Origin of the sequence: Spirillospora albida (assembly GCF_000718255.1) — a bacterium.
GTDB lineage: Bacteria > Actinomycetota > Actinomycetes > Streptosporangiales > Streptosporangiaceae > Spirillospora > Spirillospora albida.
This window is the reverse complement of the sequence record NZ_JOFJ01000001.1, coordinates 491,739-515,389: the sequence shown is the minus strand read 5'-3', so window position 1 is coordinate 515,389 and position 23,651 is coordinate 491,739. Positions and strand designations below refer to the sequence as shown.

24 protein-coding genes and 1 pseudogene are annotated in these 23,651 nt (G+C 72.6%); 15 read left to right on the top strand and 10 right to left on the bottom strand.

Features of this window, described 5'->3' with window-relative positions; genetic code table 11:
* Positions 1–482: 482 nt before the first annotated feature.
* The gene (locus tag IE99_RS0102485) at positions 483–2,540 is read left to right on the top strand and encodes a ComEC/Rec2 family competence protein (RefSeq protein ID WP_037558464.1); all 2,058 of its coding nucleotides are present in this window, start codon (positions 483–485) and stop codon (positions 2,538–2,540) included.
* 61 nt (positions 2,541–2,601) lie between these two features.
* A complete protein-coding gene (holA, locus tag IE99_RS0102480) occupies positions 2,602–3,555 on the top strand; it encodes a DNA polymerase III subunit delta (protein ID WP_030145225.1) in 954 nt (317 codons plus the stop codon).
* Positions 3,556–3,590: 35 nt separating this feature from the next.
* Here the strand turns inward: holA and IE99_RS0102475 are convergent, their stop codons facing one another.
* Together IE99_RS0102475 and rpsT are read right to left on the bottom strand one after the other, a co-directional pair.
* Positions 3,591–4,124, bottom strand: coding sequence for an RNA 2'-phosphotransferase (locus IE99_RS0102475; RefSeq protein ID WP_030145224.1), 534 nt, complete (start codon positions 4,122–4,124; stop codon positions 3,591–3,593).
* 49 nt (positions 4,125–4,173) lie between these two features.
* Positions 4,174–4,443, bottom strand: coding sequence for a 30S ribosomal protein S20 (gene rpsT, locus IE99_RS0102470; protein ID WP_030145223.1), 270 nt, complete (start codon positions 4,441–4,443; stop codon positions 4,174–4,176).
* A 240-nt stretch (positions 4,444–4,683) separates the two neighbouring features.
* Here rpsT and lepA point away from each other — a divergent pair, with 240 nt between their 5' ends.
* Together lepA and IE99_RS30000 are read left to right on the top strand one after the other, a co-directional pair.
* Positions 4,684–6,528: a translation elongation factor 4 gene (lepA, locus tag IE99_RS0102465; RefSeq protein WP_030145222.1), complete on the top strand. Its 1,845-nt coding sequence runs from the start codon at positions 4,684–4,686 to the stop codon at positions 6,526–6,528.
* 50 nt (positions 6,529–6,578) lie between these two features.
* Complete coding sequence (locus IE99_RS30000) at positions 6,579–7,439, top strand: Uma2 family endonuclease (RefSeq protein ID WP_157609980.1); 861 nt, start codon at positions 6,579–6,581, stop codon at positions 7,437–7,439.
* Positions 7,440–7,443: 4 nt separating this feature from the next.
* On the opposite strand, the gene IE99_RS30905 is transcribed toward IE99_RS30000, so the two are convergent.
* Both IE99_RS30905 and IE99_RS0102445 read right to left on the bottom strand, forming a co-directional pair.
* On the bottom strand, positions 7,444–7,983 hold the full coding sequence (locus IE99_RS30905; RefSeq protein WP_084219216.1) for a DUF4870 domain-containing protein: 540 nt from the start codon (positions 7,981–7,983) through the stop codon (positions 7,444–7,446).
* 182 nt (positions 7,984–8,165) lie between these two features.
* Positions 8,166–9,128: a hypothetical protein gene (locus IE99_RS0102445; protein ID WP_051711811.1), complete on the bottom strand. Its 963-nt coding sequence runs from the start codon at positions 9,126–9,128 to the stop codon at positions 8,166–8,168.
* Positions 9,129–9,354: 226 nt separating this feature from the next.
* Here IE99_RS0102445 and IE99_RS28735 point away from each other — a divergent pair, with 226 nt between their 5' ends.
* Both IE99_RS28735 and hemW read left to right on the top strand, forming a co-directional pair.
* Complete coding sequence (locus IE99_RS28735) at positions 9,355–9,828, top strand: hypothetical protein (protein WP_051711809.1); 474 nt, start codon at positions 9,355–9,357, stop codon at positions 9,826–9,828.
* A 3-nt stretch (positions 9,829–9,831) separates the two neighbouring features.
* Positions 9,832–11,040, top strand: a complete 1,209-nt coding sequence (gene hemW, locus IE99_RS0102435) for a radical SAM family heme chaperone HemW (RefSeq protein WP_030145218.1) — start codon at positions 9,832–9,834, stop codon at positions 11,038–11,040.
* Positions 11,041–11,052: 12 nt separating this feature from the next.
* On the opposite strand, the gene IE99_RS33345 is transcribed toward hemW, so the two are convergent.
* Positions 11,053–11,610 (bottom strand): DUF4870 domain-containing protein, encoded by a 558-nt coding sequence (locus IE99_RS33345; protein WP_037558463.1) that lies wholly within the window; start codon positions 11,608–11,610, stop codon positions 11,053–11,055.
* A gap of 31 nt (positions 11,611–11,641) precedes the next feature.
* Positions 11,642–12,463, bottom strand: a complete 822-nt coding sequence (locus IE99_RS0102425) for a DUF3097 domain-containing protein (protein ID WP_030145216.1) — start codon at positions 12,461–12,463, stop codon at positions 11,642–11,644.
* 159 nt (positions 12,464–12,622) lie between these two features.
* Between IE99_RS0102425 and hrcA the strand changes: the two genes are divergently transcribed.
* From hrcA to IE99_RS0102410, 3 genes are read left to right on the top strand one after another with little or no spacing between them, the layout of a single operon-like run.
* Positions 12,623–13,636: a heat-inducible transcriptional repressor HrcA gene (gene hrcA, locus IE99_RS0102420; protein WP_030145215.1), complete on the top strand. Its 1,014-nt coding sequence runs from the start codon at positions 12,623–12,625 to the stop codon at positions 13,634–13,636.
* Positions 13,636–14,775 (top strand): molecular chaperone DnaJ, encoded by a 1,140-nt coding sequence (dnaJ, locus tag IE99_RS0102415; RefSeq protein ID WP_030145214.1) that lies wholly within the window; start codon positions 13,636–13,638, stop codon positions 14,773–14,775. Before hrcA ends, dnaJ begins: the two co-directional genes overlap by 1 nt.
* A gap of 21 nt (positions 14,776–14,796) precedes the next feature.
* Positions 14,797–15,528 (top strand): 16S rRNA (uracil(1498)-N(3))-methyltransferase, encoded by a 732-nt coding sequence (locus IE99_RS0102410; RefSeq protein WP_030145213.1) that lies wholly within the window; start codon positions 14,797–14,799, stop codon positions 15,526–15,528.
* Positions 15,529–15,591: 63 nt separating this feature from the next.
* Here the strand turns inward: IE99_RS0102410 and IE99_RS29995 are convergent, their stop codons facing one another.
* Positions 15,592–16,296, bottom strand: a complete 705-nt coding sequence (locus tag IE99_RS29995; RefSeq protein ID WP_051711807.1) for a hypothetical protein — start codon at positions 16,294–16,296, stop codon at positions 15,592–15,594.
* Complete coding sequence (locus tag IE99_RS0102400; protein WP_030145212.1) at positions 16,293–16,853, bottom strand: SigE family RNA polymerase sigma factor; 561 nt, start codon at positions 16,851–16,853, stop codon at positions 16,293–16,295. The genes IE99_RS29995 and IE99_RS0102400 overlap by 4 nt, the downstream gene beginning before the upstream one ends.
* A 342-nt stretch (positions 16,854–17,195) precedes the next feature.
* Between IE99_RS0102400 and IE99_RS0102395 the strand changes: the two genes are divergently transcribed.
* From IE99_RS0102395 to IE99_RS0102380, 5 genes and pseudogenes are all read left to right on the top strand, one after another.
* Positions 17,196–17,540: a histidine triad nucleotide-binding protein gene (locus tag IE99_RS0102395; protein WP_030145211.1), complete on the top strand. Its 345-nt coding sequence runs from the start codon at positions 17,196–17,198 to the stop codon at positions 17,538–17,540.
* A 155-nt stretch (positions 17,541–17,695) separates the two neighbouring features.
* Positions 17,696–18,412 (top strand): annotated as a pseudogene (locus tag IE99_RS32900) (PhoH family protein); the annotation flags it as partial.
* Complete coding sequence (locus IE99_RS33605; RefSeq protein ID WP_425423788.1) at positions 18,401–19,831, top strand: PhoH family protein; 1,431 nt, start codon at positions 18,401–18,403, stop codon at positions 19,829–19,831. The pseudogene IE99_RS32900 and the gene IE99_RS33605, both read left to right, overlap by 12 nt.
* Positions 19,832–20,311: an rRNA maturation RNase YbeY gene (gene ybeY, locus IE99_RS0102385; protein WP_030145209.1), complete on the top strand. Its 480-nt coding sequence runs from the start codon at positions 19,832–19,834 to the stop codon at positions 20,309–20,311.
* A gap of 16 nt (positions 20,312–20,327) precedes the next feature.
* Positions 20,328–21,602 carry a hemolysin family protein gene (locus IE99_RS0102380; RefSeq protein ID WP_030145208.1) on the top strand — a complete coding sequence of 425 codons (1,275 nt, stop codon included), beginning with the start codon at positions 20,328–20,330 and terminating at the stop codon, positions 21,600–21,602.
* Here IE99_RS0102380 and IE99_RS0102375 read toward each other — a convergent pair.
* Positions 21,599–21,937 (bottom strand): hypothetical protein, encoded by a 339-nt coding sequence (locus tag IE99_RS0102375; RefSeq protein WP_030145207.1) that lies wholly within the window; start codon positions 21,935–21,937, stop codon positions 21,599–21,601. The genes IE99_RS0102380 and IE99_RS0102375 overlap by 4 nt on opposite strands.
* A gap of 122 nt (positions 21,938–22,059) precedes the next feature.
* Here IE99_RS0102375 and era point away from each other — a divergent pair, with 122 nt between their 5' ends.
* Complete coding sequence (gene era, locus IE99_RS0102370) at positions 22,060–22,965, top strand: GTPase Era (RefSeq protein ID WP_030145206.1); 906 nt, start codon at positions 22,060–22,062, stop codon at positions 22,963–22,965.
* On the opposite strand, the gene IE99_RS0102365 is transcribed toward era, so the two are convergent.
* Positions 22,956–23,543: a hypothetical protein gene (locus tag IE99_RS0102365; protein WP_030145205.1), complete on the bottom strand. Its 588-nt coding sequence runs from the start codon at positions 23,541–23,543 to the stop codon at positions 22,956–22,958. The two genes, era and IE99_RS0102365, sit on opposite strands and share 10 nt — an antisense overlap.
* Positions 23,544–23,651: the final 108 nt, after the last annotated feature.

Sequence of the window (23,651 nt, the reverse complement as noted above, 5' to 3'; positions counted from 1 at the left end):
TGCGGTCAGAAGGGCGTCCAGGTTTGTCTTCACACACTGATCATGGGCGCCCTTCGCCATGCCCGCGGCCGGTTCAGCAAACCCCCATCAACGATCTAGCCGTGTGGATCTCCGCGGCCGTGAGCATCGGACTACCGGCGGCCGCGGTCTACACCTTGGCCGCCATGGCGGCGGGAGGTGCCTGTGTTCTGCTGCGCACGGCCTGGTCGGGGCGTAGCACGACCGGTGCGATGACTTGGCGGCGGGCCGCTGCGCGCTCCGGCACAGCACGCCGGGCGGCGGCGGGCCTGCTGGGGGCTCGGGTGCGCGGACGGATGCCCGCCGCCATCAGTGATGCAGACGTCGGTCGAACGGTCTCACGGTGGGCGAGGGGTGTGCACCGCCTCGGTCGGCGGCTCGGTGGGGCCGGAGTCGGCGGTGAAGGGGGGTGGAGTGGGCGGCGGCTCGGTGGGGTCCTGCTCGTGTGTGCTGCGGCGTCCTCGGTGGGCGTCGGTCTGCGGGGGACCGCGGTCGGTACCGGGCCGGTCCGGGAGCTGGCCCGGGAACGCGCGACCGCGACCGCCGAGGCGGTGGTGACCGCTGATCCGCGGTACGGGGCCGGGCGGCGCGTGCTGCTGGTCCGTGCGCGGATGGAGGGGGTGCCGGGAGCGAAGGTCCGGGTCCCCGTGCTTCTCATCGCCGGGGATCCGAGGTGGGCGCGGCTGGTGCCGAGCCAGCGCGTCCGGCTCACCGGCCGGTTCGCGGTGCCCGAGCGCGCCGAGCTGCTCGCCGCCGTGGTCATCGTGCGCGGCCCGCCCGCGGCGGTGTCGCCTCCGTCCACGATCCAGCGGGCCGCGGAACGGGTGCGGGCGCGACTGCGCGCGGCGGTGGCCGGCCTGCCGCCGGACCAGCGGGGCGTCCTGCCCGGCATGGTCGTCGGCGACACCTCCCGGATGAATCCCGCCGTGGCCGACGACTTCAAGAAGGCAGGGCTCACCCACCTGCTGGTCGTATCGGGCGCGAACCTGGCGATCGTCGTGGGCGCGGTGCTGTGGCTGTGCCGGGTCGCGGGCCTCGGACGGCGCCGGGCGCCGCCGTTCGCGGTGCTGGCGGTGTGCGCCTTCGTCGTGATCGCGCGGCCGGAACCGAGCGTCCTCCGCGCGGCGGTGATGGGGCTCATCGGCCTTCTCGCCCTGTTCACCGGCCGGCAGCGCCAGGGACTCCCCGCACTCGGCGCGGCCGTCATCCTGCTCGTCCTGATCGATCCGGCGCTGGCCAGGTCGTACGGGTTCACGCTGTCGGTGCTCGCGACGGCGGGACTGCTGGTGCTGGCGCCTGCGTGGCGGGCGCGGCTCGCGCGCCGCCTGCCCGGCCCGGTGGCGGACGCGCTGGCCGTGGCGGGGGCCGCGCAGGTCGCCGTGGCGCCCGTGCTGGTGATGCTCTCCGGGGAAATCGGGGTGGTCTCGGTGTTCGCCAACCTTCTCGCCGCCCCGGCCGTGGCGCCCGCCACGCTGCTCGGCGCGGCCGGCGCCGTGGTCGCGCTCGTCTCCGTGCCGGCCGCGCGGATCGTCGTCTGGCCCGCCGGCCTCGCCGTGGGCTGGATCATCCGAGTCGCGGACATCGCGGCGGGCCTCCCGTACGCGACGCTGCCGTGGCCCGGTGGCGGGCTCGGCGCGGTGTCCCTCCTGCTCGCAGGCGGGGTCGCCGTGCTCATCCTGCGCAGTGCCCGGCTCCGTCTCGTCGCGGCCGCCGCCATGTGCGGCGTCCTCATCGCGGTCGTCGCCCTGCGCGTCCTGGCGCCGGGGTGGCCTCCCGCCGGCTGGCGGATGGTGGCCTGCGATGTGGGCCAGGGCGATGCGCTGGCGCTGGCCGCGGGTCCCGGGCGTGCGGTCGTCGTCGACGCCGGCCCCGATCCCGCGCCCGTCGACGGATGCCTGTCGCGGCTCGGCGTCACGGACGTCCCCCTGCTCGTCCTGACGCATCCACACGCCGACCACATCGGTGGGACCGCGGGCGTCCGCCGCGGCCGCACCGTCCACGCGGTCCTCACCACGGCGCGGACGTCCGGTCGCGAGCAACGGCACACGGGAGGTCTGGGCACGCATCCGGCGCTCGGCGGCCAGGTCTGGCGTATCGGCGACCTCGCGCTCTCGGTGCTGGCCCCGAGCAGCGCCGCGCCCGCGCTCCTGCCCGGCGACGACGGTACGACGATCAACAACGCGAGCATCGTGCTCGTGGCGCGCGCACCCGGGTTCAGCGCCCTCCTCACCGGGGACGTCGAGAGCGACGCCCAGCGGGCGCTCGAAGGCGGCGTGCCACCCGTCGACGTCCTGAAGGTCCCCCACCACGGCTCCCGCGACCAGGCACCGGGCTTTCTCGCCGCCGCGCGCGCGACGGTCTCCCTCATCTCCGTGGGCGCGGACAACGACTACGGCCATCCCGCGCCCTCGACGGTCGCCCTGCTGCGCCGCCTGAACACCCAGGTCCACCGAACCGACCAGGAAGGAGACATCGCGATGGTCCGGACGGCGATGGGCGTCGTCGCCGTACCCCGACGCTGACCCGCCGCCCGCGGGGGCGGGATCGTGGCTTGGGGGCCGATGGGCGTGGCATGCTGCTGGGGTGTCGGTTGAGCCCATCATCCTGGTCATCGGTGACGAAGAGCTGCTCGTGGAGCGCGCGATCGGGGACGTCGTCGCGTCGGTGCGGGCGGGCGACCCCGAGACCGAGGTGATCGATCTGGCGCCCGGCGGGCTCGAGCCGGGGCGGCTGGCGGAGCTCACCTCGCCCTCGCTGTTCGGGGGCTCGAAGGTGCTGGTGCTGCGGTCGGCGCAGGATCTCGGCAAGGATCTGACGGCCCAGGTCCTCGCGTACGCCAAGGCGCCCGCGGACGATGTCGTGCTCGTCGCCGTCCATCATGGCGGCGCCAAGGGCAAGGCCCTCGTGGACGGGCTCGTGAAACTCGGCGGCCGGAAGATCGCCTGCCCCAAGGTCACGAAGGCGGGGGAGCGGATCGACTTCGTCCGGGCGGAGATCAGGCGGGCCGGCGGAAAGATCTCCGCGGACGGCGCGCGGAGCCTGCTCGAGGCGGTCGGGAACGATTTGCGGGAGCTGGCGGCCGCGTGCAGCCAGCTCGTCTCCGACACGGGCGGGAAGGTCGACGACGCCGCCATCGCGCGGTACTACCAGGGGCGGGCGGAGGTCTCCGGGTTCACGGTGGCCGACAAGGCCATCGAGGGGCGCCTGGCCGAGGCGCTGGAGCAGCTGCGGTGGGCGCTGGCGACAGGGACGCCCCCCGTGCTGATCGTCAGCGCGCTCGCACAGGGCGTCCGGGGGCTCGCGAAGGTCGGGGGGGCGCCGCGGGGTGCGCGGGGGGCCTCCCTCGCCAAGGAGCTCGGGATGCCGCCCTGGAAGATCGAGCGGGTGCAGCGCCAGTTGCGCGGCTGGACGGGGGACGGCGTCGCGCGCGCGCTGACGGCGGTCGCCGAAGCGGACGCCCAGGTCAAGGGTGGTGCGGCCGACCCCGCCTACGCGCTGGAGAAGGCGGTCTCGGAGATCATCGCCGCCCGCCGCTGACGGCGTCCGGCGCGAGGCTCCCGGCCGCGCGGCCGTCAGTCCAGGTACTGCGGGGGGACGGTCGCCGTCAGCCAGACGCCGTTGGGGCTCAGCTGGAACTCGTGGCCGTCGGCGGCCATGCGGGCCGCGGCGACGGTGAGGATGACCGGCCTGCCCCGCCGCGAGCCCACGCGGTGGGCGGTCTCCCTGTCGGGGGAGAGGTGCACGGCGTGGCGGTTCATGGGGTGGAGGCCGTCACGGCGGATGGCCTCCAGAGAGGCGGAGACCGTGCCGTGGTAGAGGAACTCCGGAGGGTCCGCGACGGGATGGTCCAGGACGACCGGGATCGAATGCCCCTGGACGGCCCGGATGCGGTCGCCGTCCAGGGCGAAGCGCTTCTTGTCGTTGACGGCGACGACGTGCTCGAGTTCGGCGCGGGTCACCGCGAAGCCGTTGCGCGCCATGGCCGCGAGGAGGACGTCGACTAAGACCCAGCCCGCCTCGTCGAGCGTCAGGCCGATGCGGCCCGGATCGTGCCGGAGGTGCCGGGACAGGTACTTGGAGATTTTGACGACTCTGCGCTGGTCCATGGGATATGCGTCGGGGCCGGCCCGCGGGCCGGCCCCGGGCGTCCGCGTCCTACTTGGCCTGCAGGGCGGCGGCCTGCTTGGCGATCGCCGACTTGCGGTTCGCGGCCTGGTTCTTGTGGATGACGCCCTTGCTGACGGCCTTGTCCAGCTTGCGGGCGGCGTGCTGCTGCGCGGTGACGGCCTCGTCGACGTTGCCGGCGTCGGCGGCCTCGCGGAACTTGCGGATCGCCGTCTTCAGCTCCGACTTGACGGCCTTGTTGCGCAGCCGGGCCTTCTCGTTCTGCTTGTTGCGCTTGATCTGGGACTTGATGTTAGCCACGTCGTAGAGCCTCAGCTTGGTTGCGATCCTCGCCTGCGGTGGGCGCAGGCTCCTGAATGAACGTCCGAACGGGGGCGGGACGGTGCCCGCTGGGCACGCCGCTACGCCACACGCAGTCGCACAGCCTACCAACGCCGGGGCCATCGCCCAAACCGGTCCGTGCACAGAGCATCTCGTCCGGCATGGGACCATGGAAGGCGAAGATCCCTGTCCACCTGTGAGTTTGCGAAACGGACCCCGGTGCCTGCGCCTGAGCCGAACAAGACCGATCCCGCGATCATCCGCAACTTCTGCATCATCGCGCACATCGACCATGGCAAGTCGACGCTCGCCGACAGGATGCTGCAGCTGACGGGTGTCGTCGAGGAGCGCCAGATGCGCGCGCAGTACCTCGACCGGATGGACATCGAGCGGGAGCGCGGCATCACGATCAAGAGCCAGGCCGTGCGGCTGCCGTGGACGTCGGAGGGCACCGGCTACGTCCTCAACCTGATCGACACCCCCGGGCACGTGGACTTCTCGTACGAGGTGTCGAGGTCGCTGGCGGCGTGCGAGGGCGCCGTCCTGCTGGTGGACGCCGCGCAGGGCATCGAGGCGCAGACGCTCGCGAACCTCTACCTGGCGCTGGAAGCGGACCTGCACCTGATCCCGGTGCTCAACAAGATCGACCTGCCGGCGGCGCAGCCGGAGAAGTACGCGGAGGAGCTGGCCGGGATCATCGGCTGCGACCCCTCCGACGTGCTGAAGGTGTCGGGCAAGACGGGCGAGGGCGTCCGGGAGCTGCTCGACAAGATCGTCCGGGACGTGCCGGCGCCGGTCGGCGACCCGGACGGCCCGGCGCGGGCACTGATCTTCGACTCGGTGTACGACACCTACCGGGGCGTCGTCACCTACATCCGGATCGTGGACGGGCACCTGTCGCGGCGCGAGAAGAGCCTCATGATGTCGACGGGCGCCGCGCACGAGACCCTGGAGGTCGGGGTCATCTCGCCCGAGCCGAAGCCAGTCCAGGGCCTCGGGGTCGGCGAGGTCGGCTATCTGATCACCGGGGTGAAGGACGTCCGGCAGGCCCGGGTCGGCGACACCGTCACCGGCGCGTCGCGTCCGGCGCCCAAGTCGCTCGGCGGGTACCGGGACCCGAGGCCCATGGTGTTCTCCGGCCTCTACCCGATGGACGGCGACCAGTACCCCGAGCTGCGGGACGCGCTCGACAAGCTGCGGCTGAACGACGCCGCGCTGGTCTACGAGCCGGAGACGTCGGCGGCGCTCGGGTTCGGGTTCCGCTGCGGGTTCCTCGGGCTGCTGCACATGGAGATCGTCCGGGAGCGGCTGGAGCGCGAGTTCAACCTGTCGCTGATCTCCACCGCGCCGAACGTCGTGTACCGCGTCGTGATGGAGGACGGGACGGAGCACACCGTCACCAACCCCAGCGAGTTCCCCGAGGGCAAGATCGGCGAGGTGTACGAGCCGGTCGTGAAGTCGACGCTGCTGTCCCCGTCCGAGCACATCGGCGCGATCATGGAGCTGTGCCAGGGCCGGCGGGGCGTGCTGCAGGGCATGGACTACCTGTCGGAGGACCGCGTCGAGATCCGCTACACGCTGCCCCTCGCCGAGATCATCTTCGACTTCTTCGACCAGCTCAAGTCGCGGACGCGCGGGTACGCGTCGCTCGACTACGAGCCGAGCGGCGAGCAGCGGTCCGACCTCGTAAAGGTCGACATCCTGCTGCAGGGCGAGTCGGTGGACGCGTTCAGCCAGATCGTCCACAAGGACAAGTCGCGCGAGTACGGGCTGATGATGACCGCGAAGCTCAAGGAGCTGATCCCGCGGCAGCAGTACGAGGTGCCGATCCAGGCGGCGATCGGGGCGCGCATCATCGCGCGCGAGAACATCCGCGCCATCCGCAAGGACGTTCTCGCCAAGTGCTACGGCGGCGACATCTCGCGCAAGCGGAAGCTGCTGGAGAAGCAGAAGGAGGGCAAGAAGCGGATGAAGACCATCGGGCGGGTGGACGTTCCGCAGGAGGCCTTCGTCGCGGCCCTCTCCACGGCCGGCGGCGGCGAGGACAAGGGCAAGGGCAAGTAATCCCGCCGAACCGGTGGTGACGCAGCGCGCATCGGTGGAGACTGTCCGTTGTGAGTCATACGCTGCTGCACCAGATGCTCGTGTCGGACCTCGTGGTTCCGGTCGGGCTCGCGCACGGCCCCGGCCAGGAGTACCTGACGGCGTTCGGGACGCGGCTCTCGGACGACACCTGGCTGCGGCCCGACATGATGGTCTTCCGCGAGGAGCAGGCGGAAAGCGACCTGTGGTACATCCGGGGCGCGCCGCTGCTGGCCGTCGAGATCGTGTCGCAGGCGTCGCGCCGGGCCGACCTCGAGGTCAAGAAGGCGCTGTACGAGCGGTACGGCGTGCCGTCGTACTGGCTCGTCGACGTGGTGGCGCCGGAGCCGGAACTGATCGTCCATGAGCTCGACGCGTCCGGGCGGTACGCGGCTCTGACGATCCCGTGGGAGGGCTCGCGCGTGCTCTCCCAGCCGTTCGCGATCGAGCTGGCGCCGAAGCAGATCTTCGATCCCCTGCCCGCCCGGATCGTCCCGACGAGAAGAGGCAGCATGTCAGAGCAGAACGCCCGGCCGGCCGATTCCGCGCCGTCCGAGACCGCGCTCGAGGACGTCGTCGTCGCCGAGCGCACCTTCGCCGGCCCCGACCTTCCGCACTGCGAGGACCCGATCCTCCTGGACGCGTTCGGGCACCGCTGGCCGACCGGCGCGGAGAAGGTCGAGCTGTGGGACGGCTGCCCCGTCTTCTACGGCGAATGGGACGAGCGCGACGTGGAGATCGCGCGGCGCGCCTATCCGGGGCGGGTCGTGCGGCTGGACCAGCCGGCCGGGGAACCGGGCACGATGACGATCCTGCCCGGCCCGGGGGAGTGGCCCCGCCCGGCGGAGACCGCGCCGGTCGCGGAGATGCCGCGGCCGCGCGAGGCCCCCTGAGGGTTCACTTCAGCAGCGGCCAGGCGACGGCGGGCGGGACGCGGCGGAACTCGCCCCGGTTCGCGGCGCGCGCCGCGTACACGAGGAAGACCATCACGGCCGCGGTGAACAGCAGCGGCACCCAGATGAACACCTCGAGGGCCAGCGACAGGAGCCCGCCGACGAACCACACGGCGATCGCGGCGAGCCCCATGTTGAGGCCCTGGACGGCGTGCCGGCGGGCGAACGCCGACGCGGGCTTGCCGAAGTAGACGATGGTGGGCGCGATGGCGCCGACGAGGAACTGGCCCACATAGGCCATGAGCGCCCACGTCTTGTCGTCATCGCTGACCGGGCCGAAATGTCCCGGTATCTGGGCCGTGCCCCCGGCGGGAGGCTGCTGCCATCCGCCGCCCTGCGGCTGCGGGGGCTGCTGCCAGGCGGGGCCGGACGGCTGCTGCCACGGCGACTGCTGTCCCTGCTGCTGCCAGGGTGCCTGCTGCTGGGGCTGCTGCCAGCCCTGCTGCGGGTTCTGACCGGATGATGGAGGAGGCCCGTAGGCCATGGCGGGTGTCCTCTCCGAGTTTCATTGCGCGACGTTCACTGCGCGGCGTGCACGCGAGTACGCGAAGTGTACGACTCCTAGGACGCCCCGAAAGTTCGCCCGGTTTCCGGAAACCGGAGGTCAGCCGAGAGCGGCGCCCGCTCACCGGCGCTCACCCGGACGCGGGCGCGAGGGCCGCGTGATCAGTGGTCGGTGGGAGCGGGGCGGCGAAGCGGCGGGCGGGCGACCGTGGCGCGGCGGGGCTCGGTCTGCGGGAGGTGCAGACAGGCCGCGGTGAAGAGGCCGTGGGCCGAGGGAGGGTGCGGGGCCGTCCGGAGGGCGAGCCGGGGGTCCGGTTCGTGCAGCGTCAGGCCGAGCGCGGGCAGGTGGGTGGTCCGGCCGCGCCGGACCACGTCGTGGCCCAGGCCGCGGAGGAGGGCGACCACGCCGGGAGCGGGCTGGTCCAGCAGGTCGATGCCGTCGAGGCGGAAGCGGAGCTCGGGGTTGCCGCTCCAGCCGGGGGCGCGGGTGCCGCAGATCTCGGCGAGGCGTTCGACGCCGTCCGCGCCTCGGCCGGTGGAGAGCGCGAGCCGGCCGCGGCCCACGCGGATGCTGCGGTGGTCGGCCCAGCCGCAGAGGAGGGACGCCGCGGGCGGTGCGGTGCGGCATCGGTCGGCGACGGCGGTGAGGGCGTCCCAGGCGTCGGACGCGAGGGTGGAGAAGAAGAGGTCGGCGTCCGGGAGGCGGGCGCCGCGGCCCGGCTCCAGGGTGACCACGTACGGGGGGATGCGGCCGGGGAACCGGGCCGGGTCGGGCTCGCGGAGGGTGACGAGGCCCTCCCACGAGACGGGGTCGTCGATGGCGAACCAGGTGATGGACGCCTCGGCGCCGAGTTCGCGGAAGGTGGCGTCGGTGAGGCGCTCGCCGACGAGTTCGCGGAGGCCTTCGGCGGTCGTGGTGAGGCGGCGGCGCCACCAGGCGGGTTCGGGGTCGGCAGAGGAGCCGGCGCCGCCGCCGGTCTGCCAGCGGGTGCCGGTTCCCCCGAGTTCCGTGCGCCGTTCGGTGCCGCCGTCGTCCACGATCACGCAGTGCCAGCCGGCAGGTTCGCCGCGCAGCAGTACCCGCGCCGGCGTGCGCCCCCGGTCCGCCGCCCCCTCGTTCCGCATTCCGACGACCCTATCCGGCCAAAGGGCCGCAGATCCTCTGTTCCGGCCGTCTCCGCGCGTCCACCCGACCGATTCATCCCATGGTGGGCGTCTGGTGACAGGGTTTCGCCGCGACACGGCGATCGCTGCTCGACCCCGGCGGATATGCGGGTACGGTCGGGGAGAGTGACCGGGACGGCGCGGCGCCGCCCCGGCGGGCGTTGCAGGCCGTCGCGGAGGTTCGAGCGTGACCCACTCGGAGCAGATCCTGCGTTCGCCGGAGGAGCGGGAGACGGTGAACGGCGCCGTCCGGGCGCTGCGCTCGGCGGCTCCGGACGGCTGGGAGCGGCTCGACTTCGAGTTCCGCGCGACGGTCGGGATCGACAGCGCCTCCTTCGAGGTGGAGGACGCCGACGGGGAGCGCCGCTCGGCGCTGCCGCCGGGGCAGGCGATCGGCAAGATGGACGAGCTGCGCCGGGTCATGTACCGCCGGGGGAAGGGCGCCTGGTTCACCGCCCGGCTGGAGGTCGAGCGTTCCGGCCGGTTCAGCGCCGCGTTCGACTACGACGGCGAGCCCGAGTTCACGCCGCCGCTGAGCGGGTCCGCGTTCGCGCTGGACCTCGACCGTTTCCCCCGGACGGACGAGAACATCCCCGCCTGGCTGCGCGCCAGGCTGGCGGCCGAGATGGACGGAGCAGCCCCGGGCGGCGGGCAGACTTGAGGGGTGCCCGCGACCCTGCCCGATGGTGATCCCGTACCGGCCGACGGCGCGCTGCCCGGCAGTGCCCTGGAGGGGCTGGGGGAGCGTCCGTTCGCGTTCTACGTGCACGTACCGTTCTGCGTGACGCGGTGCGGGTACTGCGACTTCAACACCTACACGGCCGCCGAGCTGGGGCCGGGCGCGAGCCGCGAGTCCTACGCCGACACCGCGATCGCGGAGGTCCGGATGGCGCGGCGCGTCCTCGGCGACGCCGATCTGCCGGCCCGGACGGTCTTCGTGGGCGGCGGCACGCCGACGCTGCTGGCGCCGGACGATCTGGGCCGCGTGCTCGCCGCGATCGACGCCGAGTTCGGCCTCGCCCCCGGTGCCGAGGTCACCACGGAGGCCAACCCCGAGTCCGTGGACGACGCGTATCTGGCGAAGCTCCGCGAGGCCGGTTTCACCCGTGTCTCGTACGGGATGCAGAGTGCGCGCGAGCACGTCCTCGCCGTCCTGGACCGCACCCACACGCCCGGACGCGTCCCCCAGGTCGTGGACTGGACGCGCAAGGCCGGCTTCGAGCACATCAATCTGGACCTCATCTACGGGACGCCGGGCGAGACGGACGACGACTGGAGGGCGTCCCTGGAGGCGGCCCTCGCGTGCGAGCCCGACCACGTGTCGGCGTACGCGCTGATCGTCGAGGAGGGCACCCGGCTGGCCGCCCGCGTGCGGCGGGGCGAGCTGACCGCGCCCGACGACGACGCGATGGCCGACCGCTACCTGATGGCCGACGAGCTGCTCGGCGCGCACGGCCTGAGCTGGTACGAGATCTCCAACTGGGCCACCGGGCCGGACGCCGCCTGCCGCCACAACGTCCTGTACTGGACGGGCGCGGACTGGTGGGGCGTCGGGCCCGGCGCGCACAGCCACGTCGGCGGGACGCGCTGGTGGAACGTCAAGCATCCCGCCGCCCACGCCGCCCGCCTCGCCGAGGGCGTCACCCCCGCGCACGCCCGGGAGGTCCTGGACGCGGAGGACCGCCGGGTCGAGCGCATCATGCTGGAGCTGCGGCTCGCCGAGGGCTGCCCGGTCGAGCCGCTGGACGACGCGTCCGTCCGGCGGGCGATCGGTGACGGGCTGCTGGAGCCCGGCCCGTACGAGCGGGGACGCGCCGTCCTGACCTTGCGGGGCAGGCTGCTCGCGGACGCCGTCGTCCGCGAGCTCGCCTGACCCCGAGCCGGCTCAGCTCACCATCGGCCACGCCATGAAGGACGGGTAGCGGTACCACTCGCCGCGGTTGGCCGCGACGCCCGCCATGATCAGGAACACCAGCTGCGCGACGATCATCGCGAAGAAGGTGACGAACCCGATCAGCACGAACATCAGCACGAAGCTGATGATCATGTAGACGAACTGGGTGATGGCGAGGTTGAGGCCCTGGGCGCCGTGGTGCCGCAGGAACGGCGACTCGTCCTTCTTCATCAGGTAGACCAGCAGCGGGGCGAGGAAGCCGAGCAGGAGCTGGCCGAGATGGGCGGCCATGCCCCAGGTCCGCTCGTCCGACGTCACCTGCCCGGGGACGCCGTACGGCTGCATCTGGCCGCCGTAGCCCGGCTGCTGGCCGTATCCGGCCTTCCCGTAGTCCTGCTGGCCGTAGCCCTGCTGCCCGTAGTCCGGCTGCCCGTACCCGGGGGCCTGCCCGTAGCCCGGCGCCTGGCCGTAGCCGGGCTGCTGTCCGTAGCCGGGCTGCTGGCCGGGTTGCTGTCCGTAGCCCGGCTGCTCGGGCTGCCCGTAGGTCATCGCGTGCTCCTTCTCGTACCGGCGAACCGGGTCAGGTGGCGGGGGCCGTCACGAAATCGATCAGTTCTTCGACGCGCCCGAGCAGATCCGGTTCCAGATCGGTGAAGGAACGCACCGATCCGAGGATCCGCCTCCATGCCGCGCCCACGTCGTTCCCCCAGCCCAGTTCGGCGAGAACCCCCTCTTTCCAGGGTACGCCGCGCGGGACGCTCGGCCAGGTGGAAATCCCCACAGTGGAGGGTTTCACGGCCTCCCACACGTCGATGAACGGATGTCCCGTGACGAGGACGTGCGGGGACGACACCCGGGCGGCGATCCGGCTCTCCTTGGACCCCTCCACGAGATGGTCCACGAGGACGCCCAGCCGGCGCCCCTCGTCCGGGGCGAACTCCTCCACGATGGCGGGCAGGTCGTCGACGCCCTCCAGGTACTCGACGACGACGCCCTCGACCCGCAGGTCGTGCCCCCAGATCTTCTCGACGAGCTCCGCGTCGTGGACGCCCTCGACGTAGATGCGGCTCTCCTTCGCGACCTGCGCGCGCAGCCCCCGCACGGCGATCGAGCCGGACGCCGACCGGGCCGGCTCCCGCGGGGCCGCCGCGGGACGGACGAGTGTGACCGGTGTGCCGTCGATGAGGAACCCCGCCTTGGCCAGCGGGAACACGCGGCGCTTGCCGAACCGGTCCTCCAGCGTCACGCCGAACCTGTCGCAGCCGACGACCGCGCCGCAAAAGCCGCTGTCCGGATCCTCCGCGACGAGCCCGGGCTCGGCCGGCACCTCCGGGATCCGGCCCTTGCGGGGCCTCCTCCAGTCTCCGGCCAGCACGTCGTTTCCGTAGTCCCTACTGCGCACGGGTCCGCACATTAACGGCCGGACCGCCCGCGAGGGCACGGTCCCGGACACGTCGGCGTGGCGCCCCGCTCCAGAACACGGCCGCCGGGTCGTACACTTGGCACTCAGGAGCACTGAGTGCCAGGCCGGGGCCCGGCGGCGACGCGAGGAGGTGATCACGTGCTCGATGACCGGAAGCTCGCGGTCCTGCGCGCCATCGTCGAGGACTACGTCTCCACCAACGAGCCGGTGGGCTCCAAAGCGCTCACCGACCGGCACAACCTCGGGGTCTCCCCGGCGACGATCCGCAACGACATGGCGGTGCTGGAGGAGCAGGGCTACATCGCCCAGCCGCACACCAGCGCCGGACGCGTCCCCACCGACAAGGGCTACCGGCTGTTCGTCGACCGGCTGTCGACGATCAAGCCGCTGTCGGTCGCGGAGCGCCGCGCGATCGAGACGTTCCTGACCGGCGCGTTCGACCTCGACGACGTGGTGTCCCGGACGGTGCGGCTGCTCGCGCAGCTGACCCGCCAGGTCGCGGTCGTCCAGTACCCGTCGCTGAGCCGCTCGTCGGTGCGGCACGTGGAGCTCGTGCCCGTCGCCGAGGGCCGGCTGCTGCTCGTCCTGATCACCGACACCGGGCGGGTCGAGCAGCGCGTCATCGAGACGCACGCGCGGGTGTCGGAGGAGTCGATCGGCCATCTGCGGGCGCTGCTCAACACGTGCCTGGACGGGCTCGGCCTCGGCGACGTCCCCGCCGCCGTGGCCGACCTGCCCGACAAGGTCGCCCCGGCCGACCGGCCGGTCGCGGCAGCGGTGCTGTCGGTGCTGCTGGAGACGCTCGTCGAGAAGCACGAGGAGAAGATCGTCTTCGCCGGTGCGGCCAACCTCGCCGCCGTCGACTTCTCCCAGTCGCTCCGCGACGTCCTCGTGGCGCTGGAGGAGCAGGTCGTCCTGATGCGGTTGCTCGGCGAGACCGGCGACTCCTCTACTGTTACGGTTCGGATCGGCACGGAGAACCCCGACGAGGGCCTCCGATCGACCTCCGTCGTCGTCGCCGACTACGGCGTCGGCGACCTGACGTTGGCCCGGCTGGGTGTGCTCGGGCCGACACGCATGGATTACCCCAGCACGATGGGAGCGGTACGGGCAGTGGCACGGTACGTGGGACAGATCCTGGCGGGGTCGTAGTGGCGAACGATTACTACGGGACCCTCGGCGTCCGGCGCGACGCCAGTCCGGACGAGGTCAAGAAGGCCTACCGCCGGCTCGCCCGGGAACTCCACCCGGACGTCAACCCGGATCCGGAGACCCAGGAGAAGTTCAAGGAGATCACCCAGGCCTACGAGGTGCTCTCCGACCCGAAGAAGCGGGAGATGTACGACCTCGGCGCCGACCCGTTCGCGCCGGGCGGCGGCGCGGGCGCGGGCGGCTTCGGCGGCGCCGGGTTCCCGTTCAGCGACATCATGGACGCCTTCTTCGGCACGGCCACCTCCCGCGGGCCCCGCACCCGCACCCGCGCGCGGCGCGGCCGCAACGCGACGCTCCGGGTCGAGCTCGACCTGTCCGAGACCGCGTTCGGGACGACCCGCGAGCTGTCCATCGACACCGCCGTCGCCTGCACCGTCTGCGAGGCGACCGGCTGCGCGCCCGGCACCCACCCCGACACGTGCGAGACGTGCCACGGCCGCGGCGAGGTGCAGCAGGTGCAGCGCTCGTTCCTCGGCCAGGTCATGACGGCCCGGCCGTGCCCCGCGTGCGGCGGGTTCGGATCCGTCATCCGCAACCCGTGCGCGGAGTGCTCCGGCGACGGCCGCGTCCGCACCCGGCGCACCGTCAAGGTGAAGATCCCGGCGGGCGTGGAGAACGGCATCCACATCCAGCTCGCGGGCGAGGGCGAGGTCGGCCCCGGCGGAGGCCCGCCCGGCGACCTGTTCCTGGAGATCGTCGAAAAGCCGCATGCGATCTTCGAACGCGAAGGCGACGACCTGCACTGCACGGTCGAGATCCCGATGACCGCGGCGGCGCTCGGCACCGGCGTCGTCGTCGAGACGCTGGACGCCGCCGAGAACATCGACATCAAGCCGGGCACGCAGTCCGGTCAGGTCATCACCCTGTACGGGCGGGGCGTCCGGCATCTGAACGAGAGCGGCCGCGGCGACCTGATGATCCACGTGAACGTGGAGACGCCGAACAAGCTCGACCCGGAGCAGGAGGAGCTGCTGCGCCGCCTCGCGAAGCTGCGCGGCGAGGAGCGGCCGCCGGGCAAGTTCGCACCCGGGCAGCGCGGCATGTTCTCCCGCATACGCGACGTCTTCAACCAGCACTGAGCGAAGGCCGGCACCGAGCAGATGAGCGCGCCGGTCTTCCTGGCCGACACCGCGGACCTGGAGCGGGACCGCGTCGTCCTCGGCGGCCCCGAGGGCCGGCACGCGGCGGCCGTCCGGCGGATCCGGCCCGGTGAGCGCGTCGACCTCACCGACGGCGCGGGTCTGCTGGCCGAGTGCGTCGTGGCCGCCGCCGACAAGGCGTCCCTCACGCTGGACGTGACGGTCCGGCACCGCCGGCCGCCGCCGGCGCCCCGCATCGTGGTCGTGCAGGCGCTGCCGAAGGGCGACCGGGGCGAGCTCGCGGTCGAGACCATGACCGAGGTCGGCGTCGACGTGATCGTCCCGTGGTCGGCGGCCCGCTGCGTCACCCAGTGGCGCCCGGAGCGCCGCGACAAGTCCCTCGGACGCTGGCGGAGCACCGCCCGCGAGGCGGGCAAGCAGGCCCGCCGCAGCCGTTTCCCCGATGTCGCCGACCTGGCGTCGACCGCCGACGTCGCCGCCCGCGTCGCCGACGCGTCCCTGGCGCTCGTGCTGCACGAGGAGGCGGAGGCGCCGCTCAGCGCCGTCCGCCCGCCCGCCGACGGCGACATCGTGCTGATCGTCGGCCCCGAAGGCGGCATCGCCCCCGAGGAGCTGGACCGCTTCGCCGAAGCGGGCGCGCGGCCGACCCGCCTGGGCCCGACCGTCCTGCGCACCTCGACCGCCGGTGTGGCCGCCGCCGCGGTCCTGCTGGCCGCCACCGGCCGCTGGTGACCCGCGCCTGACACGTCGGGCGCCGCCGTGCCCGTGCCGGGCGCGGCGGTGCCGGAATCCGGGTCAGGGGGTCGCGGCCGCGCCCTGCTGCTCGCCGTTCGCCGCGCCGCCGTCCTGCGGGGCGTCCGACGAGGGCGGGGTCGAGGGCTGCGTCGGCGGGGGCGACGTCGGGGTCTCGCTGACCGAGGGGGACGGCGACGGGGACGTCGGTTCGGACGGGGTCGGGCAGGGCGTCGCGCCCGTCGTCGCCGGGGACTCCGGGGTGGCGGCCGCGCTCGGCGTCCCGCCCGCGGCAGGAGTGCAGGGGACCCCGCCCGGGGACGTCGCCGCCGCGGGGTGCTGGGGCGTCCTCGGCGACGGGGACGCTCCGCCTCCCGCCGAGCCGGCGCCCGGGTCATGCGCGGAGGGCCCCGGCGGGCTGACGGCGTCGCCGTCGGCGGAGCCTCCGTCGCCCTGGCCGGACGGGCCGCCGCTGCCGACCGAATGCTGGATGAGGTCGATCGTCTGCGGGCCCGCCGTCACGCCGACACCGGCGATCGCGACCGCCGCGGCCATCGCGAGGATGGGCCGCGTCCAGCCGACCATGATCCGGTCGAGGCCGAGCACGGCGCCGAACCGGTCGAGGCCGAACCGGCGCCGGCCGCCGCCGGCGGCGATCCGCGCGCGGATGCGGTCGAGTCCGTCGTCCGCGGGGATGACCGAGTCCGCCTCCGCGTGCAGGGCGCGGCGCAGGATCTCGCCGAGCTCGTCGTGGGGGTCGGTGGTCATGAGAACTGCTCCAGGACGTTGCGCAGCGCGGTCATACCCCGCGCCGTGTGGCTCTTCACGGCGCCGCGGGAGATCCCCATCGACGTGGCGATCTCCGCCTCGGACAGGTCGGCGTAGTAGCGCAGGACGAGCGCCTCCCGCTGCCGGGTGGGCAGCCCGTGCAGGGCGTCGACGACCGCGGAGCGCTCCAGCTCCCCGATCGCCCCGGCCTCCGCGCTCGGCGCGTCGGGCAGCCCCTTGGGGGCGTACTTCTCGACGACGGCGCGGTGCCGCAGCACCGACCGCGACCGGTTCACGACCGACTGGCGCAGGTACGACAGGGCCTTGTCGGGATCGCGGAGCCGCCGCCAGCCGCCGTGCATCGCGACGAACGCGTCCTGCACGACCTCCTCGGCGGTGCCGGAGTCCCGGACGAGCATGGCGGCGAGCCGCACGAGCGCGCGGTAGTTGGCCGCGTAGAGCGCGGTCACCGCCTGGTCGGCGTCCCAGGCGACGGTGACGGCACCGGTTCCGGCGCCGGCCGCCGCCGCGCCCCTGGCCACGAGGGTCTCGGTCACGTCAGTGGGACGCCCGCCCTCGTCGTCCGGTTTACGAAAGGCCATCTTCTGTCTTGTCCCGGTCACGTGTCCGCCGCCTTCGCCGTCCCCCGCCCGTCCATTCGGATGCCCGTCGCCCGAATGGCGCGGCCGGACGCGCTCCGCCGAAACGGGGCGTGCCGGAACGCCTTACGGCCCGGAGGGTGCGCCTGGGTTGACACCCTATCCAGTGGGCCGTGGGGAATGGGGCCCAACAAGGGGAGGCGCGGTCCGCGGGACCCCCGCTCCCCGGCCGGAGCGTCGCCGATCACGGCGGGGGCCCGGCCGCTAGGATTCCGGACGGCCGTCCGGGAGGGGAGAACGATGACCGACTGCCTGTTCTGCAAGATCGTGGCCGGGGACGTGCCCGCCACGATCGTCCGGGAGAGCGACCGCGCGGTGGCGTTCCGCGACATCAATCCGCAGGCGCCGACGCACGTGCTGGTCATTCCGAGGGACCACCACCCGACCGCCGCGGAGCTCGCCGCCGCCGATCCGGAGCTGCTCGCCGCGGTCCTCGTGGAGGCCCACCGGGTCGCCGAGGACGAGGGCATCGCCGGAACCGGCTACCGGATCGTGTTCAACACCGGCGAGCAGGCCGGCCAGACCGTGTTCCACGTGCACGCCCACGTGCTGGGGGGCCGTGGCCTGAACTGGCCGCCCGGCTGACGCCGCGCCGGACGGACGCGTTCCGCCGGGTACATATATCGGCCGCCGGAAATACAAAGGCGTTCCGTCATGGGGCGTCGGTACCATGGAAGCGGAAGGCACGGACACCCCGGAGCAGACAGAAGGCAGGTCGGAGAGGCCGCAAGGCCCAGCTGATGGTCGAATCAACGCAACGGACGCGCGGCGCCGACGCGGGCGCGCGCTCCCAGATCAAGATCGTGGTGCCGGACGACCACTCGATGGTGAGCCTTCTGGGTTCCCGTGACGAGCTGCTCCACGCCGTCGAACGCGCGATCGGCAGCGGCATCGACATCCATGTCCGCGGCAACGAGATCACCGTGACCGGCTCCGAGGACGAGACCGGCCTCGTCTCCCGGCTGTTCACCGAGATGCTCGAGCTGATGAAGAGCGGTGCGCAGCTCACCCCCGACGCCGTCGAGCGCAGCGTCGCGATGCTGCGCGGCGAGGGCGACGCCCGTCCCGCCGAGGTCCTGACGCTGGACGTGCTGTCCAGCCGCGGCCGGACGATCCGGCCGAAGACCCTGAACCAGCGCCGCTACGTCGACGCGATCGACAAGCACACGATCGTGTTCGGGATCGGCCCGGCCGGCACCGGCAAGACGTACCTGGCGATGGCGAAGGCCGTCCGCGCGCTGCAGGACAAGAAGGTCAACCGCATCATCCTGACCCGTCCCGCGGTCGAGGCGGGCGAGCGGCTGGGCTTCCTCCCCGGCACCCTCTACGAGAAGATCGACCCGTACCTGCGCCCCCTGTACGACGCGCTGCACGACATGGTCGACCCCGACTCGATCCCCCGCCTGATGGCCGCCGGCACCATCGAGGTCGCCCCCCTGGCGTACATGCGCGGCAGGGCGCAACCGGTCACCACAAAGGTGTTGACTCCGGGCGGATTCCGTCCCATCGGTGAGCTGGCGGTGGGTGATCTCGTCGTCGGCTCGAACGGCGAACCGACGCTTGTCCTGGGTGTCTACCCCCAGGGTGAGAAGGAGATCTTCCGCCTGACGGCACAGGACGGGGCATCGACCCTGTGCACGGCCGACCACCTCTGGTCGGTGCGCACGCGGGCGGACCGCCGCAGGAACAAGCCCCACCGGGTGCTCGAGACGCGAGAAATGATAGGCAACCTCCGCGCGGCACATGCGCGCAGGTATGAGCTGCCTCTCCTCGCCGAACCGGTGTGCTTTCCCGCCCGGGATGTTCCGATGGACGGGTATGCGCTCGGACTTTTGCTGGGCGATGGGTGTCTTACGGGTTCGACGACGCCCAGTTTCTCCACAAATGACCCTGAGTTGGCGGAAGCTCTCGGGGAGTCTCTGGCGGGCATCCGCGTCCGGCACCTGAAGGGGCCGGACTACACGCTGAACCGGATCGCCGAGCCCGGGCAGGTCATCACCACTCAGAATCCGGTCACGGGGGTCTTGCGTGAACTAGGTCTGTTCGGCGCCAGATCGGAGACCAAGTTCGTTCCGGAGGAGTACCTCTACAACTCCGCAGACGTGCGGCTCGCAGTGCTCCAAGGGTTGTTGGACTCCGATGGCGGGCCTGTGGTCCAGGATTCCCGCACATGTCGCATCCAGTACGTCACGACGTCCCCTCGCCTCCGCGACGACATGCTCTTCCTCGTGCGATCGTTGGGTGGTGTCGGATACTGCCGTGTACGGTCGGCCCAGGGCCGGGTGCCGGGACGAGCCAGGGGACGCGCCGTGCGTCATCGGCATGACGCGTTCTGCATCGACCTCCGTCTGCCGCCGAACCTCGCACCGTTCAGGCTCCAGCGAAAGGTGGAGAAGTACAATGCGGCTGGTGGACGCCCAATGCGATTCATCGACTCCATCGAGCCTGAGGGCACGGCGGAAGCGGTCTGCATCCAGGTGGCTGCGGCCGACTCCCTGTACGTCACCGAGGACTTCCTCCTGACCCACAACACGCTGAACGACTCGTTCATCATCCTGGACGAGGCGCAGAACACGTCGGCCGAGCAGATGAAGATGTTCCTGACGCGGCTCGGGTTCGGGTCGAAGGTCGTCGTGACGGGGGACGTCACGCAGGTCGACCTGCCGAGCGGGCAGACCAGCGGGCTGCGGGTCGTCCAGGACATCCTCGAAGGGGTGAGCGACATCCACTTCTGCCGGCTGAACAGCCACGACGTCGTGCGGCACAAGCTCGTCACCGACATCGTGGACGCGTACAACCGGTGGGACGAGTCGCGCGTGCCGGAGATCAAGCAGGGCGCGGCGGGGCGCGGGGCGTCCCGCAAACGGGGGCGGTAGATGAGCATCGAGGTGTTGAACGAGTCGGGGGTGGGGGTCGACGAGAAGGCCCTCGCCGACCTCGCCCGGCACGTCCTGGACGGGATGCGGGTGCATCCCCTCGCGGAGCTGTCGCTGGTCCTCGTCGACGAGGACGCGATGGCGGCGCTGCACGAGAAGTGGATGGACGAGCCCGGCCCGACGGACGTGCTGTCGTTCCCGATGGACGAGCTGCGACCCGGCCACATGTCGGGCGGCGCCGACGAGGACGGCGAGACCGATCCGGCGCTGCTGGGCGACGTCGTGCTGTGCCCGGCGGTGGCGGAGCGGCAGGGCCTGGAGGCGGGGCACGGCACGGCGGCGGAGCTGGAGCTGCTGTGCACGCACGGCATCCTGCACCTGCTCGGATTCGACCACGCCGAGCCCGATGAGCACAGGGAGATGTTCGGCCTGCAGGCCGGGCTGCTGGACTCCTGGCGGGAGAAGCGCGGCCGGTCATGATCGCCACGGGGCGCTGATGGGGGCGCAGGGCTGGCCGGCGGCGTTCGCCGCGGGCCTCGTGGTCATGGCGGGGCTGCTGGCGAGCGCGGAGACGGCGCTGGCCCGGGTGTCGCGGGTGACCGTGGACGAGATCGTCCGGGAGGGGCGGCGCGGTTCGCGGCGGCTCGCGGCGGTCGTCGCCGACCCGGCCCGGTACGTGAACCTGGTGCTGCTGCTGCGGATCGGCTGCGAGCTCGTCGCCACGGTGATCGTGGCGGATCTGTGCATCGCGTGGCTGGACGAGACGTGGCGCGCGTACGTGACGGCCGCCGCGATCATGATCGTGGTCAGCTATGTCGCGATCGGGGTGGGGCCGCGGACGCTGGGCATCCAGCACGCGGACCGCATCGCGCTGGCCGGCGCGGCGGTGATCCATCCCCTCGCGCGGGTGTTCGGGCCGCTGCCGCGGCTGCTGATCCTGCTGGGGAACGCGCTGACGCCGGGCAAGGGGTTCCGGGAGGGGCCGTTCGCGTCCGAGGCGGAGCTGCGCGACCTTGTCGACCTGGCGGAGCAGCGGAGCCTGATCGAGCCCGGCGAGCGGCAAATGATCCACTCGGTGTTCGAGCTGGGCGACACCCTCGTCCGCGAGGTGATGGTGCCGCGCACCGACATCGTGTTCATCGAGCGGCACAAGACGCTGCGGCAGGCGATGACGCTGGCGCTGCGCAGCGGTTTCTCCCGCATTCCGGTCGTGGGCGAGAACGAGGACGACGTCGTCGGCATCGCCTATCTGAAGGACGTCGTGCGCCGCAGCCAGGAGCACCGGGAGGGCGAGGCGGTCGAGACCGTCGACACGGTGATGCGCCCCGCGACGTACGTGCCGGACAGCAAGCCGATCGACGGGCTGCTGCGCGAGATGCAGGCGCGCCAGATCCATGTCGCGATCGTCATCGACGAGTACGGCGGCACGGCCGGGCTCGTCACGATCGAGGACATCCTGGAGGAGATCGTCGGCGAGATCACCGACGAGTACGACGTGGAGACCCCGCCGGTGACCTGGCTGGAGGAGGGCACGGCCGCGCGCGTCACCGCCCGCCTCCCCGTGGAGGACCTGGCCGAGCTGTTCGGCGTCGAGCTCGACGCCGAAGAGGTCGAGACGGTCGGCGGCCTCCTCGCCCACGCCCTGGGGCGCGTGCCCATCGCGGGCTCGACGGCCGAGGTCGGGACGGACGGCGCCGCCCTCACCCTTGAGGCGGAGACCATGGCCGGCCGCCGCAACCGCGTGGGGACGGTCCTCGTCAGGAGGGTCTAGGCGGGCAGGACGGTCTGGAGTTCGCCGTTGGGGGCGGTCACCAGCACGGGGGCCTTCGGGCCCAGGTCGCGGACGGCGGCGACGTCGGCCGGGTCGGCGGTCCCGGCGGTCGTGACGAGCGCGGCGGCCTCCAGGCCGTCGGCGCCGGACGAGACGGCCATGGCGACGGCGACGGCGAGGGCCGACAGCTTCAGGGACGGCAGGTCCACGCTCGTCGCGGTGTAGGTGCGGCCCATCTCGTCGCGGACGGCGGCGCCCTCGGCGGCACCGTTCCGGGCCCGGGACGACCGCGCCAGAGTAATGATCTTCGCGTCCTCGGCGTTCAGCTCGCTCACGACGCCCAGCGTACGGGGAGCGGCGGCCTGACGCGTCCGCGACCCCCGGCGCGCGTGCCCGGTCGCCGTGCCGGTCACGGGCTCGTTCACCGTGGCGGGTAGGCGACAATTGACCGGTGACCATGCTGGGAGAGGGCCATCGTGCCGGGTTCGCCTGTTTCATCGGACGGCCCAATGTCGGCAAGTCGACGTTGATGAACGCGCTGGTCGGGACCAAGGTGGCGATCACCAGCAGCCGGCCGCAGACGACGCGGCGGACGATCCGCGGCATCGTGCACCGGCCGGACGCGCAGCTCGTCGTCGTCGACACGCCGGGGCTGCACAAGCCGCGGACGCTGCTGGGGGAGCGGCTCGACAGCCTGGTGCGGTCGACGCTGACCGAGGTGGACGTGATCGGGTTCTGCGTGCCGGCCGACCAGCCGGTCGGGCCCGGTGACCGGTACATCGCGCGGGAGCTGGCGGGGGTGAAGCGGACACCGGTCGTCGCGATCGTCACGAAGACCGACCTGGCGTCGCCCGAGCAGATCGCGGAGCAGCTCCTCGCCGTGGGGAGGCTGGGGGAGTTCGCCGACATCGTGCCGTGTTCGGCGGCCGACGGCTTCCAGGTGGGCCTCGTGGGCGACCTGCTCATCGGGCACCTGCCGGAGGGGATGGCCCTCTACCCGGAGGGCGACCTCACGGACGAGCCGGAGCAGGTCCTCGTCGCGGAGCTGATCCGCGAGGCGGCGCTGGAGGGCGTCCGGGACGAGCTGCCGCACTCGATCGCCGTCGTCGTGGACGAGATGGCGCCGCGCGAGGGCAGGGACGACCTCGTCGACGTGTACGCGCACCTGTACGTGGAGCGGCCCAGCCAGAAGGGCATCATCATCGGGCACAAGGGGACGCGGCTCCGGGAGGTGGGCGCCGCGGCCCGGCGCCAGATCGAGGCGCTGCTCGGCACGAAGGTGTTCCTGGACCTGCGGGTCAGCGTGCTGCGCGACTGGCAGCGCGATCCGAAGCAGCTGCGGCGGCTCGGGTTCTACGACTGACCGGTGCGCGTGAGGCGGTCGGCGAGGGGGCGGGCGAGGGCGATCGCCATCAGCGCCAGCGACGCGCCGACCGCGGCGTACCAGCCGTACCGGACGGTGATCCGGTAGCCGACCTCCAGGCCGAGCCCGGGGGCGTTGTCCCGCACGTCGCCGAGCCGCAGCACGAACAGGCCGCAGGCGAGCAGCGCGAGGGCGCCGGGCACGGCGGCGAGGGACCCGACGCGGGCGTCCCGGACGACGGTGTCCCAGAACGCGAGCCCGATGGCGACGACCGCGAGGACGGGGACGGCGAGGACGAGGCCGTCGGCCTCGATCCCGGCGAGGCTGCCGAGGTCGCGGGTGACGGGCCGGCCGAGCAGCTCGACGACCATCTCGGCGCGGGCCCACGGCAGGAACGCCGACACGAGCAGCGCCGTCGCCGTGAGGATCATCGCGATGCCCCAGGCGCCGCCGGACCGGGGCGGCGCGGCGGCGGGGGCGGTGTGCGCGCCGGCGGCGGGCGGCGGTCCCTGCTCGGGCGGCAGGAACGACGGTCGCGGACGTCCGGCGTCCGCACCGGGACCGGGGTCATCGGCCATGCCCCCAGCCTAATCGTGCGTCCCACCGCCGTCCGGCAGCGGCGCCCCGGGGCTCCGGGGGCGGCGGGGTTTCAGGAATGCGCTGGAGGGTGAGGATCGTTCCAGAGA

What these genes read in the sequence shown, in the direction of transcription:
- IE99_RS0102475 (WP_030145224.1), bottom strand. Translation starts at nt 4,124, where the DNA reads ATGGACCAGCGCAGAGTCGTCAAAATCTCCAAGTACCTGTCCCGGCAC.
- IE99_RS30905 (WP_084219216.1), bottom strand. Translation starts at nt 7,983, where the DNA reads ATGGCCTACGGGCCTCCTCCATCATCCGGTCAGAACCCGCAGCAGGGC.
- IE99_RS0102445 (WP_051711811.1), bottom strand. Translation starts at nt 9,128, where the DNA reads ATGCGGAACGAGGGGGCGGCGGACCGGGGGCGCACGCCGGCGCGGGTA.
- IE99_RS33345 (WP_037558463.1), bottom strand. Translation starts at nt 11,610, where the DNA reads ATGACCTACGGGCAGCCCGAGCAGCCGGGCTACGGACAGCAACCCGGC.
- IE99_RS0102410 (WP_030145213.1), top strand. Translation starts at nt 14,797, where the DNA reads ATGAGCGCGCCGGTCTTCCTGGCCGACACCGCGGACCTGGAGCGGGAC.
- IE99_RS29995 (WP_051711807.1), bottom strand. Translation starts at nt 16,296, where the DNA reads ATGACCACCGACCCCCACGACGAGCTCGGCGAGATCCTGCGCCGCGCC.
- IE99_RS0102395 (WP_030145211.1), top strand. Translation starts at nt 17,196, where the DNA reads ATGACCGACTGCCTGTTCTGCAAGATCGTGGCCGGGGACGTGCCCGCC.
- IE99_RS33605 (WP_425423788.1), top strand. Translation starts at nt 18,401, where the DNA reads ATGCGCGGCAGGGCGCAACCGGTCACCACAAAGGTGTTGACTCCGGGC.
- ybeY (WP_030145209.1), top strand. Translation starts at nt 19,832, where the DNA reads ATGAGCATCGAGGTGTTGAACGAGTCGGGGGTGGGGGTCGACGAGAAG.
- IE99_RS0102380 (WP_030145208.1), top strand. Translation starts at nt 20,328, where the DNA reads ATGGGGGCGCAGGGCTGGCCGGCGGCGTTCGCCGCGGGCCTCGTGGTC.
- era (WP_030145206.1), top strand. Translation starts at nt 22,060, where the DNA reads ATGCTGGGAGAGGGCCATCGTGCCGGGTTCGCCTGTTTCATCGGACGG.
- IE99_RS0102365 (WP_030145205.1), bottom strand. Translation starts at nt 23,543, where the DNA reads ATGGCCGATGACCCCGGTCCCGGTGCGGACGCCGGACGTCCGCGACCG.